This window comes from Uliginosibacterium sp. H1 (genome assembly GCF_036017065.1).
GTDB lineage: Bacteria > Pseudomonadota > Gammaproteobacteria > Burkholderiales > Rhodocyclaceae > Uliginosibacterium.
Genome location: NZ_JAYXHR010000003.1, coordinates 110,841 through 126,231 on the forward strand (window position 1 = coordinate 110,841; position 15,391 = coordinate 126,231).

The following is a 15,391-nucleotide window of genomic DNA, read 5'->3' on the forward strand; positions in this document are numbered from 1 at the left end:
GCGCCCCGCTTCCGCCGCCACGCTACGCGTGGTTCCCTGCGCTGCGCGCCATGCCGAGCGGCTGCGGAACTCGCGCTTTGCGCTCAGACATCCTCGCCGTCGCGCTACGCGCGATTCCTCGTCACGGCTATGCTGCTCGGCGACTACAGAGGGGATGGGGCCGTGCAGACTTTGGTTGCCGTGCTTCTTCAGAACGTCCGGCGCAACAACTTCCGACTCTTGCACCCTACATGAGCTCGGAAGGCTGGCGCCTGCGAGAACCGCGTACCAAGCGCTCAAGGTAAGGGGAGATTTTTTCCATCATGTAGGTGGTGAACTCTGCCGCCATTTCTTGTGAAATGACTCCATCTTTTCGTATTTCTAGCTGTCGGCACGCGTGGTCTAACCCTTCATCCACGATCCGTTCCCACGCACGCATTCGTCCACGAGCTAGCACGATTGGAATGACGTGCTCGGCCGCAGCGCGTTGGTTCTCATGGTTGAACCCTTGGCCTGATACCAACAGGGAGAGTTCGTCTTGGCTGATCGAAGTGTTCAAACGGACACCACCAGGGAGGCCAGCAACCGGGTTGATTGAGTAGACCGCGTTTACGCTTGGTCCGCTGTAGCAGTCGCTAAGGATGACGACATACCTGAAGAAACTGAAGTACTCGACATACGACCACAGTCTCTTCGTGGCCGGATCACCATGCAGCGAGACACAGTGAAATACGTTGTCTTTCGGTCGGTCAATGACTAGGTCAGACATGTATGCAAATCCGTACGGAATCGGCTGATTTTCATCCTGCAGGAAGCTAAGGGCCTTTTCACAATCCTCATGTGGAACTCCGCATTCCGAGGCAAAAGCGTAAGCCGTCTTGATGATGGAACGTCCTGCGTCTGGACCACCTAGAGATAGGCTGACATGTAGCGGAGAGTCCATGTACTCGGTTTTCACTTGCAGCTCGCGAATTGCTTTCTCAAGATCAAACCCAGGGTACTTCCGAGCAACGCCTCGCAATCGGCTGGTCGCCTCAGAAAGTGAGTTGGCGGTAAGACTAATGCGGATGGTCCCAGCCGACTCCTCCTCGACATACGACGGTTTTTCCGGCTGAAAAGAGCCATCGGCTAGAAGCCAATATTTCTCTCCCTCTACGGTCTGAACCAGTTGTCGCGGCGGAGGAGTGCCGGACTCTCTGCTAATTCCTAAGGCAAGTGAGAACCAATTCAATTGTCTGGCGAGCTCCGCATCCCAGCTAGCGCCGTGTTTGCTGTTACAAGTTCGACATATGAACCCTGTGGTCTTTTTTCGACCACCGATTGAGTTCGGGATGATGTGTTCTTTTGTCCGGTTTTTTCCGGACAGCACGCACTGACATAGCGCGCAGTACTTTAGGTTTTCCAATCTTGCATCCCTTCTCGTCCTCTCGCACATGCGCAACGCAGCCTGATGTTGGCTCATTGGCAACACTCGTAGCATGTCCATTCCCGACACAACCTGTCTATTGTCTGTCCGAGCTGGTGCTTCATGCCTAGGATGCAATAGTCGAAGGGCATTGCGCCGGATGTTCCGAAGAAGCACGGCAGGCAAAGTTGGTACGGCCCAATCCCCCTCTGCAGCCGCCGAGCAGCACAGCCGTGACGAGGGATCGCGCGTAGCGCGACGGCGAGGACTGCCTGAGCGCGTAGCGCGAGTTCCGCAGCCGCTCGTCATGGCGCGCAGCGCAGGGGACCACGCGAAGCGTGGCGGCGGAAGCGGGGCGCGTTCTCTGCATACTCTCTGCCGCGCAGCAGAGAGTATGTCGCCCGCCGGGGCGAACTCCCGGCCAAGCGTAACGGGTGACCACAGGCCCTGCGGCGGGAGCCGGCAGAACGAAAAGTCAAAGACAACGACACTGGATTCCTGCTTTCGCAGGAATGACGGTGCGTGAGGTTGTGCGGGAATGATGGAGCGTGAGGATTGAACGGGTAGGCGGCTGGGCAGTTGTGCCGCACCTACAATGCAGAAGGGCCGCTCGCGCGGCCCTTGTCGTTCTTGCTACTGCATGACAGCGCTCAGCGCTGACCGCGCAACCACTCCTTGCGCGCCTTCACCGCCGTATCCGGGAAGTCCGAGAACACGCCGTCGATGCCGAGTTCGTAGAACTGCTTGTACTCCTTCGCCGGGTCGTTGCCGTAGTCGGCGGGCAGGCGGCGGGCTTCGTTGCGGAAGGTCCAGGTCTGCACGACGAGGCCGAGCTTGTGGGCGCGCTTGATCAGGTCGTTGGCGGGGACCAGCTTGCGGGCGGCCTCACCCGGCGCGGTGGAACCGGCAATCGGCGTGGTGCCGACGATGTAGCGCTTCCACGGCGAGATGCCATCGGCGTACTGGCGTACTTCACGCAGGCCGGCATCCGTCGTCAGGTAGGCGAAGGTGCGCGACAGCAGGCGCGGGTCGCCGGAGGCGGTCCAGTCGTAGGGGCGGTCGTAGGGCGCGGTGAAGTCCAGCGTGCCGTCGTCCTTCACATCGTTGGCGTCCAGCAACTGGATGAGGCGCACATGGGTCATGCGGTTCAGTTGCTTGAGGTTGCCCTGCTCGAAGCTCTGGATGAACACCGGGGCGTGGCGGTCGTTCCAGCCGGCTTCGGTCAGCGCGCGCACCAGCGGACGTTCCAGCGCCAGGCCGAGTTGCTGGTGGTAGGTCGGGTGCTTGGTTTCCGGCGCGATGCCGATGACGCGGCCGGTGTCGCGGCGGGCCTTCTTGGCGAGGTCGATCACTTCCTTGAAGGTCGGGATCCTGAACTTGCCGTTGTACTGCTGCGGGCGCTCGGCGAAGGCCTGCACGGCGCGCAGGGTCTTGATCTCCTTCAGCGTGAAGTCGCTGGCGAAGAAGCCTTCCTCGGGGAAGCCGTCCACCACCATCACGCGGCGGCGGCTGGCGAATTCGGGGCGGTCCTTCACGTCGGTGGTGGCGATGAGGTTGGGCTCGTGGCGGGCGATCAGGTGGCCGTCTTTCGTGATGACCAGGTCCGGCTCGATGTAGTCCGCACCCTGCTGAATCGCCAGCGCATAGGCCTCCAGCGTGTGTTCCGGCAGGTAGCCGCTGGCGCCGCGGTGGCCGATGACCAGCGGAATGTCGCGGCCGTGGCCGCCGTGGTGGTGGCGATCGTCGTCGCGGCGGTCGTCGCGGTCGTGGGCGCTGGCGGGGAAGGCCAGCATGGCGCCCAGCAGGGCGAGGCTCAGCGTGAAACTGCGGCGGGGGAACATGGGGTGGGGCTCCTGTGGGGTGACAAGAGCCTGCACGGTAGCGGGGGAGTTTGACGGCCGCGTGACGCAGGCGTGCGCGCCGTCATTCACTGCGGAGAGGGGGGCCATCAACGCTGCTCGTGACTGGCATGCACCACGGGCCCGGCAACTTGTTGACGTCGCGCAAGCAAGCCATCGACGGCGCGAACCTGTACGGGAAAACCCTGGTCCCTCCCTGTGCCCACATTTCATTCACAAGGAGCGTCCCATGAGCCTGGACGTCAACGCAGCCGTCGTCATCGCCTACTTCATTTTCATGGTCGGCATCGGCCTGGTGTTCCGCAAACTCGCCAGCAACTCGGCGAGCGATTACTTCCGCGGCGGCGGCAAGATGCTGTGGTGGATGGTCGGCGCCTCGGCCTTCATGACGCAGTTCTCCGCCTGGACCTTTACCGGCGCGGCCGGCAAGGCCTACAGCGATGGTCTCTCCGCCATCGCGGTGTTCATCGGTAACGTCATCGCCTATGCGGCGGCCTGGTGGTACTTCTCCGCCCGCATGCGGCAGATCCGCGTCGACACGCCGACCGAGGGCGTGCGCCGCCGCTTCGGCCCCACCAACGAGCAGTTCTTCACCTGGGCCATCCTGCCGCTGTCGGTGATCAACGCCGGCGTGTGGCTGAACAGCCTGGCGATCTTCGTCAGCTCGGTGTTCAACGTGGACGTCGTGGCCACCATCTGGGTCACCGGCATCATCGTGCTGCTGATCTCGCTGCTGTCCGGTGCCTGGGGCGTGGTGGCCAGCGACTTCGTGCAGGCGCTGATCGTCGCCGTGCTGTCCATCGCCTGCGCAGGCGTCGCGCTCTACAACGTGGGCGGCGTCGGCAACATGGTGCAGAACTTCCCCGGCGGCTTCGTGGAAGGTCCGGACATGAGCTTCCCGCTGCTGATCGTCGGCACCTTCCTGTTCTTCATCGTCAAGCAGATGCAGAGCATCAACAACCTGCAGGAGTCCTACCGCTTCCTGTGCGCGAAGGATTCGCGCCACGCACGCAAGGGCGCCATCTTCGCGCTGGTGATGATGCTGGTCGGCGCCTTCATCTGGTTCATTCCGCCGTGGTCGGCTGCCTCGCTGTTGCCGGACGCCACCAGTGCCTATCAGGCGACGCTGGGAGCCAAGGCGAGCGACGCGATCTACCTCGTGTTCACCGAGAAGTTCATGCCGCTGGGCACCGTGGGCCTGCTGATGGCCGGCCTGTTCGCGGCGACGATGAGCTCGATGGATTCGGCGCTCAACCGCAACGCCGGCATCTTCGTGCGCAGCTTCTACAAGCCTATCCTCGCGAAGAACCGCGATGTGTCGGACAAGACGCTGCTGCAGATCGGTGGCGTGGTGACGGTCGTCAATGGGCTGCTGGTCATCCTGATGGCGCAGTTCTTCCAGTCGCTGAAGGGCTTCTCGCTGTTCGACCTGATGATGCAGGTGGCGACGCTGCTGCAATCGCCGATCCTGGTGCCGCTGTTCTTCGGCATGTTCATCCGTCGCACGCCGAAGTGGGCGCCGTGGGCCACCGTGGTGTTCGGCCTGGCGGTGTCGTGGATGCTCGTCACCTGGCTGAAGCCGGCGCTGTTCGCCGACCTGCTGGGCATCACGCTGAGCAAGCGCGAGACCGGCGACTTCTCGGTGATCATCAACATCGCCGCGCACCTGGTGCTGACCGGTGGCTTCTTCTGCCTCACCACGCTGTTCTACAAGCGTGAGGAGAGCGCCATCCAGCAGGAGACCGATGCCTTCTTCGCCGACATGGAGCGTCCGGTGGTGACCGACGACAGGCCGACGGCGTCCGACCTGGAGCAACGCGCCAAGCTGGGCTGGATCGTGACCGCCGGTGGCGCCGGCATGCTGGCGATGATGCTGATCCCCAACCCGATGTGGGGCCGGCTGCTGTTCGGTGCCTGTGCGCTGGTGATCCTGGCGATAGGCCTGCTGTTGTGGCGCAGCTCGCGCCACGACCCGGTGGATGACGAGGCCACGCTTCTCGCGCCTGCAGCGCGCTGAGGCCAGGGACTCCGGGACAGGACCCGGGCTTCGACAACCATCGGTGGAGACGGGGAGCCTGCGGGCTCCCCGCTTTCTGTGCGTCGCGTTCTTCTGTTGCGTCTTTCCTTGCGACCCAGTGCCGCGGCGTTGGTGTTGCGTGCCGGCGCAGGGCTCAGTCGTGTTCCGTGTAGCGCGTGTCGCTCATGCCCAGGCGGCCGATGAAGGGCAGGCGCAGGGCAGGGCGGTTGAAGTCGATGCCGAAATCCAGGCCCAGCAGGTTCAGCTCGATGCCCTCCTCGACGCCGACGTTCATGCCCAGCAGGCCCAGCAGCGACAACTGCACGCCGCTGCCGGAGGGGCTCAGGCCGACCGGGCGGGTCAGCGGCCGGTAGTCCTTGCCGATGGCATTCGCCGGCAGGTCCAGGCGCAGGTCCGGCACCTCGCGGCCGATGTGGGCGACGAAGGTATTGCTGTTCGGGCCCGGGTAGGCGTCGTAGGTGCTGCCGTAGGGGTAGCTCGCCACCGCGGCCTCGATCTGCTCGATCATCTTTCCCACGCCCGGTCCGCGATGGTCCACCAGCAGCTGCGGATGCGCGCCGAACCACAGGCCGTCGGGCACGGCGTAGTTGCGCTGCACCGCGTCGCTGGCGCGCCAGCCGATGACGTCGTAGCGCGTGTAGGCAGTGTCACCGGCGCGCTTGTAGATGATCCAGGAGTGCACCGCGAAGCGCCCGCGCCAGCCCCAGGTGGAGGCGGCATACACCTGCACGATGGCGGTGTCGGCAATCTGCTCAGGGTCCGGCGCGAGGCCGGCGGAATGGCTGGGGGCGTCGAACCAGCTGAAGCGGGGGCGGCTGTCGTCGCTGAGGGCGCTCCTGGCGAAGCTCAGGCCGAGGGAGACGACCGCCACCGACAGCACGGTGGCGCCGGCGCGTTTGAGGTGTTTCTTCATGCTTGCGATCCTGCGGGGCGGGCGACGACAGGTGCCTGCGTCGTGCAGGATGGTAACGGCGGGCGTGGCCGGATGTTTACGGGGTTGCGTATATCGACATGCCGGCTACGACACGGAACGCTGGCGATCGATGCCTGTCGCGCGGGGCTGGGAGTCACGCCATGACGTAGGTCGGGTTAATCGCAGCGACTGGTGCTGGGCCTGCCGAAGAAAGCCCGACACCCACCGACACCTGGCTCGAACCCATGCGCAGATGGAGTGCGACCACCCTCGCTCCGTCGCTCCTGCCCGGTCCCCGAGCTTGTCGAGGGGCAGGGACGACGAGGCGGGGGCTTTGCGCTTGCGAGTGGCATGTGCCCATGGCGATGCGCGAGATGTTGGGCTTGCTTCGACGGTGCTCAGCGCAAGTCGCGGCACTCAACCCAACCTACCCCTCGATGTGAGTGTCTGCGTGAACGACGAAGGCGCCCGCGGGCGCCTTCGTCGTCATCGATGCGTGAAAGGCCGAGGCATTAGCAGACGATGTTCACCAGCCGGCCCGGCACCACGATGACCTTCTTCGCAGGCTTGCCTTCCATGAACTTCTGCGCGGCTTCCGAGGCGATGGCGATCGCCTCGATGGCCTTGTTGTCGGCGCCGGCCGGCACCTTCACCGAGCCGCGGGTCTTGCCCAGCACCTGCAGCACCAGTTCGATCTCGTCCTGCACCAGCGCGGCGTCCAGCGGCTGTGGCCAGTCGGCGGCGAGGATGTCCTTGCCGTAACCGAGTGCATCCCACAGGTAGTGGGTGATGTGCGGGGTGATGGGGGAGAGCGCGCGCAGCAGGATGCCAAAGGCTTCCTCGATGACTTCTGCGGCTATTGCAGAGTCACGCGGTGCCTTCTCCAGCGCGTTCAGCATCTTCATGCACGCGGAGGCGACGGTGTTGAACTGCTGCTTGCCGAGGTCGTAGTTGGCCTGCTTCAGCAGCAGGTGGATGTCGCGACGCAGGGTGGCGAGGTTCTCCGGCAGCTTGGCGCTCGCCAGTTCGCGCGTGGTGGGCAGCTTGCCGCGCAGTTCGCTGGCGAAGACGTTGCCGAAATTCCACACGCGCTTGAGGAAGCGGTACGAGCCTTCGATGCCCGCATCGCTCCACTCCAGCGTCTGCTCGGGCGGGGCGGTGAACATCATGAAGAAGCGCGAGGTGTCGGCACCGTACTGCTCGATCATCGCGTTGGGGTCCACGCCGTTACGCTTGCTCTTCGACATGGTGCCGTAGCCGCCGTACTCGACCGGCTGGCCGTCGCGCTTGGCGGTGGCGCCGGTGACGCGGCCGGAGGCGTCGTGGGTCAGGTCGACTTCTTCCGGCGCAAACCACTCGATGCCGGTCTTGTCGCTGCGGCGCGAGAACAGGTGGTTCAGCACCATGCCCTGCGTCAGCAGGCGCTTGAAGGGCTCGCGGTATTTCACCAGACCCAGGTCGCCCATCACTTTCGTCCAGAAGCGCGAGTACAGCAGGTGCAGGATGGCGTGCTCGATGCCGCCGATGTACTGGTCGACCGGCATCCAGTAGTCGACGCGCTGGTCGACCATCGCGGCGTCGTTGCCCGGCGTGGCGAAGCGCGCGTAGTACCAGGACGAATCCACGAAGGTGTCCATGGTGTCCGTCTCGCGGCGCGCGGCCTTGCCGCACTTCGGGCAGGCGCAGTTGAGGAAGTCCGGGCGCTTGTGCAGCGGGTTGCCGGAGCCGTCCGGCACGCAGTCTTCCGGCAGCACGACGGGCAACTGATCGTCCGGCACCGGCACCGAGCCGCAGTCATCGCAATGGATGATGGGGATCGGGCAGCCCCAGTAGCGCTGGCGCGAGATGCCCCAGTCGCGCAGGCGCCACTGGGTCTTCTTTTCGCCGATGCCTTTGGCGACGAGGTCTTCGGCAATGGCGTCGACGGCGGCGGCGTAGCCGAGGCCGTCGTACTTGCCGGAGTTGATCGTGACGCCGTGTTCCTTGTCGCCGTACCACTCCTGCCAGGCGTCGGCGGAGAATGACTTGTCGCCGACCTTGATGACTTCCTTGATCGGCAGCTCGTACTTCTTCGCGAAGCCGAAATCGCGCTCGTCATGCGCCGGTACGGCCATCACGGCGCCATCGCCGTAGCTCATCAGCACGTAATTGCCGACCCACACCGGCACCTGTTCGCCGGTCAGCGGATGGGTGACGAAGAGGCCGGTGGGCAGGCCTTCCTTCTCCATGGTCGCCATGTCGGCTTCCATGACCGAGCCGCTCTTGCACTTCTCGATGAAGGCAGCGAGTTGCGGGTTGTTCTTTGCGGCGTGCGTGGCGATGGGATGCTCGGCAGCGACGGCGCAGAAGGTGACGCCCATGATGGTGTCGGCGCGGGTGGTGAACACCCACAGCTTGCCGTCGTTGATGAGCGATCCGCTGTCATCCTTGATGTCGTGCGGGAAGGCGAAGCGCACGCCGGTGCTCTTGCCGATCCAGTTGGCCTGCATCAGGCGCACGCGCTCGGGCCACTGGTCCAGTGTGTCGAGGTCGTTCAGCAGTTCATCCGCATATTGCGTGATGGCCAGGTAGTAGCCGGGAATCTCGCGCTTCTCCACCACCGCGCCGGTGCGCCAGCCGCGACCGTCGATGACCTGCTCGTTGGCCAGCACGGTCTGGTCGACCGGGTCCCAGTTCACGACCTGGGTCTTCTTGTAGGCGACGCCTTTTTCCAGCATGCGCAGGAACAGCCACTGGTTCCACTTGTAGTAGTCGGGCTTGCAGGTGGCGAGCTCGCGGCTCCAGTCGATGGCGAAGCCCAGCGACTTGAGCTGGCCCTTCATGTACTCGATGTTCGAATACGTCCACTGCGCGGGTGGCACCTTGTTGGCGATCGCCGCGTTTTCCGCCGGCAGGCCGAAGGCGTCCCAGCCCATGGGCTGCATGACGTTGTAGCCCTGCATCTTGTGGAAGCGGGTCAGCACGTCGCCGATGGTGTAGTTGCGCACGTGGCCCATGTGCAGCTTGCCGGACGGGTAGGGGAACATCGACAGGCAGTAGTACTTGGGCTTGCTGGTGTCGTCCGGCGCCAGGAAGGACTGGTGGTCGTTCCAGAATTGCTGGGCGGATTGCTCGACCGCGGTGTGGTCGTACTTATCGGACATCTGCGACATGGTGGGTGCGGGAGGTGAAGGTCGGCCGAGACGGGGCGCCCGTCGCGGCTAAACGATTGAATTTGCGAAGCCCGCCATTGTAATTCAGGCAGGGGGCGTGGACCGAGGCGCCAGGCCTGCCGGGCCGGCGAGGGTTCCGGTGCGCAAGGGGTGCATGGGTACGCGAAGCCCACGCCTGCCGGGCTGCCCGGGGAGCTCAGCCCGCCGGGGTCAGCCCAGTGAATCCGCCGTGATCAGCGCCAGCAGTTCCTCGCGCAGCAACGGCGCCAGCGCGGCGATGCGCGCCTGCTCGCCGCGGTCGGCGGCTTCTTCCAGCGTGGTGGACAGGCTCAGCACCCGGTCCACCCCCATGAAGCCGGCACTGCCGCGCAGGCTGTGGAAGAGCTGGGCGAGCGCCTGGTGGTCGTGCGCGGCCAGGCCGGCGTCCAGTTCGCTCACCCGCTGCGGCAGGCTGTCGATGAACAGGCGCTGCACCCGCTCCGACACGGGGATGCGTTGCGGCTTCGCTGCGTCGCTGGCGTCCTGTGCCGGCGGGGCCGGCATGGGCGGGAGCGTCACGCCGCGCTGGCGCTGGCGGGTGATGGCCATCGCCAGGGTGACGTGCAGGCGGCTCTCGTCGATGGGCTTGGCGATGTAGTCGTCCATGCCGGCTTCCAGGCTGGCGGTCTGGTCGTCCGCGCTGGCGTTTGCCGTCAGCGCGACGATCAGCGTGTCGCGACGGCGCACAGGCGCGTCCGGCAGGCCACCGGCACGGATCGCGCGGGTGGCCTCCAGGCCGTCCATGTCCGGCATGCGGCCGTCCATGAGCACCAGGTCGTAGTCGTGCTGGGCCAGCGCATGCACGGCGGCGCGGCCGGACTCGACCATGGTCACCTTGTGTCCCATGCGCTCCAGCACCGTGCGGATGATGAACTGGTTGACCGGGGTGTCCTCGGCGCACAGCACGTCGAGCTGGTGCGTGTGGCGCGCCTGTGGCGCGACTTCCTTGGTCTGCGGCGCCTCGCCGAGCGAGAAGGGCAGGCAGAACTCGAAGGTGCTGCCGACATCCACCTGGCTGCTGACGCTGATGCTGCCGCCCATGGCTTCCACCAGTTCGCGGCAGATCGCCAGGCCCAGGCCGGTGCCGCCGTAGCGGCGGGTGGTGGAGCTGTCGGCCTGCTGGAACTTCTGGAACAGGCGTGGCAGGGCTTCGGCGGGAATGCCGATGCCGGTGTCCTCGACCCGGATGCGCAGGCGGCAGCGGTCCTCGCCGGCGTCGTCGCCGAAATCGTGCGTCAAGGGCACCACCCGCACGGCGACGCTGCCCTGGTGGGTGAACTTCAGCGCATTGCTGGTGAGGTTGAGCAGCACCTGGCGCAGGCGCGTGGGGTCGCCGCACAGGTAGCGTGGCAGCGTGGGATCGAGGTCGACGGTCAGCTTGATCGGCCGGTTGACGAGTTGCTCGTCGAAGCCGCGCAGGGCGTTGCGCACCAGCGCCGGCAGGTCGAAGTCGATGTGCTCCAGCGTCATCTGGCCGGCCTCGATCTTCGAGAAGTCCAGGATGTCGTTGATGATGGTGAGCAGCGACTCGGCGTTGGACAACGCGGTGGCGGCCTGCTCGCGCGGCGCGCCCTGCAGGCTGCGTTCGCGCAGGGCGATGCGCAGGGTGCCGATGACGCCGGACAGCGGCGTGCGGATCTCGTGGCTCATGCTGGCCAGGAATTCCGACTTGGCGACGCTGGCATCCTCCGCCGTCTTCTTGGCCTGGGCGAGGTGGGCCTCGGTCTCGCGCAGCGAGGTGATGTCGGTCAGCACCGCCACGCGCACCGGCTGGCCTTCCATGCCACGGCCGGCAGCGGCACGCAGCACGAAGTAGCGGCTGGGCGCCGACGAGCCGGGGGGCGGCGCAATGGTGATCTCGCTCTCGTACGGTTCGCCCTCGCGCAGCAGGGTCATGGCGTGCTGCTGCGCGTCCAGCACGTCGGACAGGCCGGCGATGCGCAGGTCGCGCGGGCTGTGGCCGAGGATGGCGTCGATGCGCCGGCCGCACAGCGCGGCGAAGGCGCGGTTGGCCATCAGCAACTGGTGGTTGCTGTCCTGCACGAAGAGCGGCGTGGGCAGCATGTCGAACAGCGACTGCAGGAACTCGCGCAGGCGCGACTGGCTGGCCAGCATGGTCTGCAGCTCGCGCTCGGCCAGGCGCAGGCTGGTGACGTCCACGTTGGCCACCACGATGACCGGGCGCCCTTCGGCATCCAGGCAGCGGCCCTTGGAGACGATGCGGTAGCGATCCTTGCCGGTCAGCTTGTGCGGCTTGTACTCCTCCTTGAAGACGTACTTGCCGGCCAGGGTGGCGGCGTCCTCGTCCAGCACCTGCTTCAGCTCCACCGGGTCGTCGATGATCTCGTGCGGCCCCTTGCCCAGCAGGTCGGCGGCGGTGACGTTGCGCTCGCGCTCCAGCGCCTTGTTGATCATCAGGTAGCGGCTGTGCGCGTCCTTCACGTACACCGGGTTGGGCATCACGTCGATGAGGCGCTGCATGTAGGCCTGCACGCGCAGGCGCATGGCGGTCTCGCGCTCCAGCGTGACCTGCAGCTCGCGCTCGGCGATCTTCCACTTGGTGAGGTCGAAGTGCGCGCCGACGATGACCGGGCGGTCGTCGGCGTCGTGGCACAGGCGCTTGGAGACGATGCGGAACACCTCGTGCCCGCTGATCGGGTGGCGGGTGTGCTGTTCCTTCAGCACTTCGCCGCCGGACAGCACGTGGCGGTCCTCGGTGGCGACAAGCTCCTTGGCGGCCTCGTCGGCGGTGATGTCGAAGGAGGTCATGCCCACCATCTGGCTGGCCTGCATGCCGCGTTCGCGGGCGAACGCCTCGTTCACCAGCAGAAAGCGGCTGTTGGCGTCCTTCACGTACACCGGGTCGGGAATCACGTCGATGAGGCGCTGCACGAACACCTGGGTGCGCTGGCGTAGCGCCGTCTGGTGGGCCAGCGCCGCGTGCAGCTCGCGCTCCGCCAGGTGCCAGCGGGTGACGTCGAAGTGCGTGCCCACCACGATGGCGCTGCCGTCGGGTGTCAGGCAGCGGCGCTTGGACACGATGCGCCAGCAGGGGCGGCCCGACAGCGGGTCGAACGCTTCCTCCTCCTTCATCACCGGCGTGCCGGCCAGCACGTGCAGGTCCTCGTCCAGCACGCGGTCGACGTGTTCCTGCGCCGGGAAGAGTTCATGCGTGGTCTGGCCCAGCATGCTCTCGACGGTCATCTTGCGTTCCTGCGCGAAGGCATTGTTGGCCAGCAGGTAGCGCCCCTGGCGATCCTTCAGGTACACCGGGTGGGGAATGACGTCGATCAGCGAGCGCAGGAAGTCCAGCTGGTCCGCCAGCGGCATCGGCCGGCCGGGGCGCAGCAGGTGCAGCAGCGGCAGCACCAGGCTGGCGGCGGCCACGAACAGGGCCTCGGCCAGGGTCGGGAAGCTCAGCATCTCGGCCAATGCCACGGCCAGGCCGGAAACGAGCGGCCACAGGATGAGCATGCGAAGCGTGTAACGGGACATTTGGAACTGCCTTTTCCGGTCTTGTGTCGTGTGGCAGGCCTGGCGGCCGGTGCCTCCTCCGTCAGGCAAGCCTACGCGTTTCAGGGCCGGCGTAAAATGGGCGTCTTTACGCCATCCGTGCAGGATGAGCGTTGTTGCGCCGCACACATGCCGTGCCTCTCCACAATTGCCTACCTGCGGCTTCCGCTTTTTCCTACATGCCTGCCTTGCTCGACTCGCTGAACCCCGAACAACTCGCCGCCGTGACGCTGCCGGCGCAGTCCGCGTTGATCCTTGCCGGTGCCGGCTCGGGCAAGACACGGGTGCTCACCACCCGCATCGCCTGGCTGCTGCAGAACGGCGTAGTAGGGCAGAGCGGCATCCTTGGCGTGACCTTTACCAACAAAGCAGCAAAAGAAATGCTGACGCGCCTGTCAGCCATGCTGCCAATAAATACCCGCGGCATGTGGATCGGCACCTTCCACGGCCTGTGCAACCGCATGCTGCGCGCGCATTACCGCGAGGCCGGCCTGCCGCAGACCTTCCAGATCCTCGACAGCGGCGACCAGCTGGCGGCCATAAAGCGGCTGCTGAAGGCGCTGAACGTCGACGACGAGAAATTCCCGCCACGCGAGCTGCAGCACTTCATCAACGGTAACAAGGACGCCGGCCTGCGCGCACCGCAGGTGGAGGCCTGGGATGAGTTCACCCGTCGCAAGGTGGAGCTGTACGCCGAGTACGACGCGCAATGCCAGCGCGAGGGCGTGGTGGACTTTGCCGAGCTGCTGTTGCGCAGCCATGAACTGCTGGCGCGCAACGAGCCGATCCGTCGCCACTACCAGTCGCGCTTCCGCCACGTGCTGGTGGACGAATTCCAGGACACCAATCGCCTGCAGTACCTGTGGCTGAAGCTGCTGGCCGGCCACGGCACGGCGGAACAGGCGGCGGTGTTCGCGGTGGGCGACGACGACCAGAGCATCTACGCCTTCCGTGGCGCGGAGGTCGGCAACATGCGCGACTTCGAGCGCGAGTTCAGCGTGAAGAACGTGATCCGCCTGGAGCAGAACTACCGCTCGCAGGGCAACATCCTCGATGCCGCCAACGCGCTGATCGCCAACAACACGCGCCGCCTCGGCAAGAACCTGTGGACCGACGCCGGCCACGGCGAGCCGATCCGCATCTACGAGGCCGGCACCGACATGGACGAGGCGCGCTGGGTGGTGGAGGAAATCCAGTCCCTGGTGCGCGATGGGTCATCGCGCAGCGACATCGCGCTGCTCTACCGCAGCAACGCGCAGTCGCGCCTGCTGGAGCACCAGCTGTTCGCCGCCGGCATTCCGTACCGCGTGTATGGCGGCCTGCGCTTCTTCGAACGGCAGGAAATCAAGCACGCGCTGGCTTACCTCCGCCTGCTGGCGAATGCCGACGACGACACGGCCTTCGCCCGCGTGGTGAACTTTCCCACCCGCGGCATCGGCGCACGTTCGGTGGAGACGCTGCAGGACACCGCGCGGATGTTCAACACCAGCCTCTATGCCACCGTGCCGCACCTGTCGGGCAAGCCGGCGGCCAGCATCGGTGGCTTCGTGCGGCTGGTCGAAGAGATGCGCCGCGACACCCGCGGCCTGCCGCTGCCGGAGATCATCGAGCATGTGCTCGACAAGTCCGGCCTGCGCACCCACTACAAGAACGAGAAGGAAGGCGAGGAACGCCTCGCCAACCTGGACGAGCTGATCAACGCCGGCATGAACTTCCAGGCCGAGAACGGCGAGGGCCCGACGCTTGATGCCGACACCGGCGAAGTGAGCGTCAGCGAGAACGTGCTGGCCGACTTCCTGGCGCATGCCTCGCTGGAGGCGGGCGAGCACCAGGCCGACGCCGGCCAGGAGGCCATCCAGCTGATGACGGTGCACGCCGCCAAGGGCCTGGAGTTCGACGTGGTGTTCGTCACCGGGCTGGAGGAGGGGCTGTTCCCGCACGAGAACAGCATCACCGCCGAGGACGGCCTGGAAGAAGAACGACGCCTGATGTACGTGGCCATCACCCGTGCCCGCAAGCGCCTCAACTTCACGCTGGCGCAAAGCCGCATGCTGCACGGCCAGACGCGTTACGCGCTGAAGAGCCGCTTCCTCGACGAGGTGCCGGAGGCGCTGCTGAAGTGGCTGACGCCGCCGCGCACGCAGGGCGGCTACGGTGGCTTCGGTGGCCACTGGACGCCCAGCCATGCGCGCCCGCAGGCCTTGCCGGAAGAATCCCGCGCCGTGTCGCCACGCCTCAACGGCCGCGACCTGGGCGGCTTCCGCATCGGCCAGAGCGTACGCCACGCGCGCTTCGGCGAGGGCATCATCGTGTCCGCCGAAGGCAGCGGCGCGGACGCCAAGGTGCAGATCAACTTCGGCTCCGGTGGCGGCATGAAGTGGCTGATGCTGTCGATGGCCAAGCTGGAGCACGTGTGAGGTTGTTTTCGAGCCTCCGGCGTGCTGGCTTCGACGGGCTCAGCCAGCGGTCGCGGTGGTCGCAAGGCTCGTTGGC

7 protein-coding genes are annotated in these 15,391 nt (G+C 65.7%); 2 read left to right on the forward strand and 5 right to left on the reverse strand.

Features of this window, described 5'->3' with window-relative positions:
• Positions 1–226 precede the first annotated feature (226 nt).
• Both VVD47_RS17175 and VVD47_RS17180 read right to left on the reverse strand, forming a co-directional pair.
• Positions 227–1,441 carry an HNH endonuclease gene (locus VVD47_RS17175; protein ID WP_327604738.1) on the reverse strand — a complete coding sequence of 405 codons (1,215 nt, stop codon included), beginning with the start codon at positions 1,439–1,441 and terminating at the stop codon, positions 227–229.
• A 593-nt stretch (positions 1,442–2,034) separates the two neighbouring features.
• Complete coding sequence (locus VVD47_RS17180; protein WP_327604739.1) at positions 2,035–3,225, reverse strand: glycerophosphodiester phosphodiesterase; 1,191 nt, start codon at positions 3,223–3,225, stop codon at positions 2,035–2,037.
• Between the two features lie 247 nt (positions 3,226–3,472).
• Here VVD47_RS17180 and VVD47_RS17185 point away from each other — a divergent pair, with 247 nt between their 5' ends.
• Entirely contained in the window at positions 3,473–5,260 is a 1,788-nt protein-coding gene (locus tag VVD47_RS17185) for a sodium:solute symporter family protein (protein ID WP_327604740.1), read from the forward strand.
• 154 nt (positions 5,261–5,414) lie between these two features.
• Here the strand turns inward: VVD47_RS17185 and VVD47_RS17190 are convergent, their stop codons facing one another.
• The 3 genes from VVD47_RS17190 to VVD47_RS17200 form a co-directional block, all read right to left on the reverse strand.
• The gene (locus VVD47_RS17190) at positions 5,415–6,194 is read right to left on the reverse strand and encodes a DUF3750 domain-containing protein (protein WP_327604741.1); all 780 of its coding nucleotides are present in this window, start codon (positions 6,192–6,194) and stop codon (positions 5,415–5,417) included.
• Between the two features lie 512 nt (positions 6,195–6,706).
• A complete protein-coding gene (gene leuS / locus VVD47_RS17195) occupies positions 6,707–9,337 on the reverse strand; it encodes a leucine--tRNA ligase (protein WP_327605124.1) in 2,631 nt (876 codons plus the stop codon).
• Between the two features lie 219 nt (positions 9,338–9,556).
• The gene (locus VVD47_RS17200; RefSeq protein ID WP_327604742.1) at positions 9,557–12,880 is read right to left on the reverse strand and encodes a PAS domain-containing hybrid sensor histidine kinase/response regulator; all 3,324 of its coding nucleotides are present in this window, start codon (positions 12,878–12,880) and stop codon (positions 9,557–9,559) included.
• A gap of 197 nt (positions 12,881–13,077) precedes the next feature.
• Between VVD47_RS17200 and VVD47_RS17205 the strand changes: the two genes are divergently transcribed.
• On the forward strand, positions 13,078–15,315 hold the full coding sequence (locus tag VVD47_RS17205; protein WP_327604743.1) for a 3'-5' exonuclease: 2,238 nt from the start codon (positions 13,078–13,080) through the stop codon (positions 15,313–15,315).
• Positions 15,316–15,391 lie beyond the last annotated feature (76 nt).

Coding starts and splice junctions, on each gene's coding strand:
- VVD47_RS17175 (WP_327604738.1), bottom strand. CDS start 1,441: ATGAGCCAACATCAGGCTGCGTTGCGCATGTGCGAGAGGACGAGAAGG.
- VVD47_RS17180 (WP_327604739.1), bottom strand. CDS start 3,225: ATGTTCCCCCGCCGCAGTTTCACGCTGAGCCTCGCCCTGCTGGGCGCC.
- VVD47_RS17185 (WP_327604740.1), top strand. CDS start 3,473: ATGAGCCTGGACGTCAACGCAGCCGTCGTCATCGCCTACTTCATTTTC.
- VVD47_RS17190 (WP_327604741.1), bottom strand. CDS start 6,194: ATGAAGAAACACCTCAAACGCGCCGGCGCCACCGTGCTGTCGGTGGCG.
- leuS (WP_327605124.1), bottom strand. CDS start 9,337: ATGTCCGATAAGTACGACCACACCGCGGTCGAGCAATCCGCCCAGCAA.
- VVD47_RS17200 (WP_327604742.1), bottom strand. CDS start 12,880: ATGTCCCGTTACACGCTTCGCATGCTCATCCTGTGGCCGCTCGTTTCC.
- VVD47_RS17205 (WP_327604743.1), top strand. CDS start 13,078: ATGCCTGCCTTGCTCGACTCGCTGAACCCCGAACAACTCGCCGCCGTG.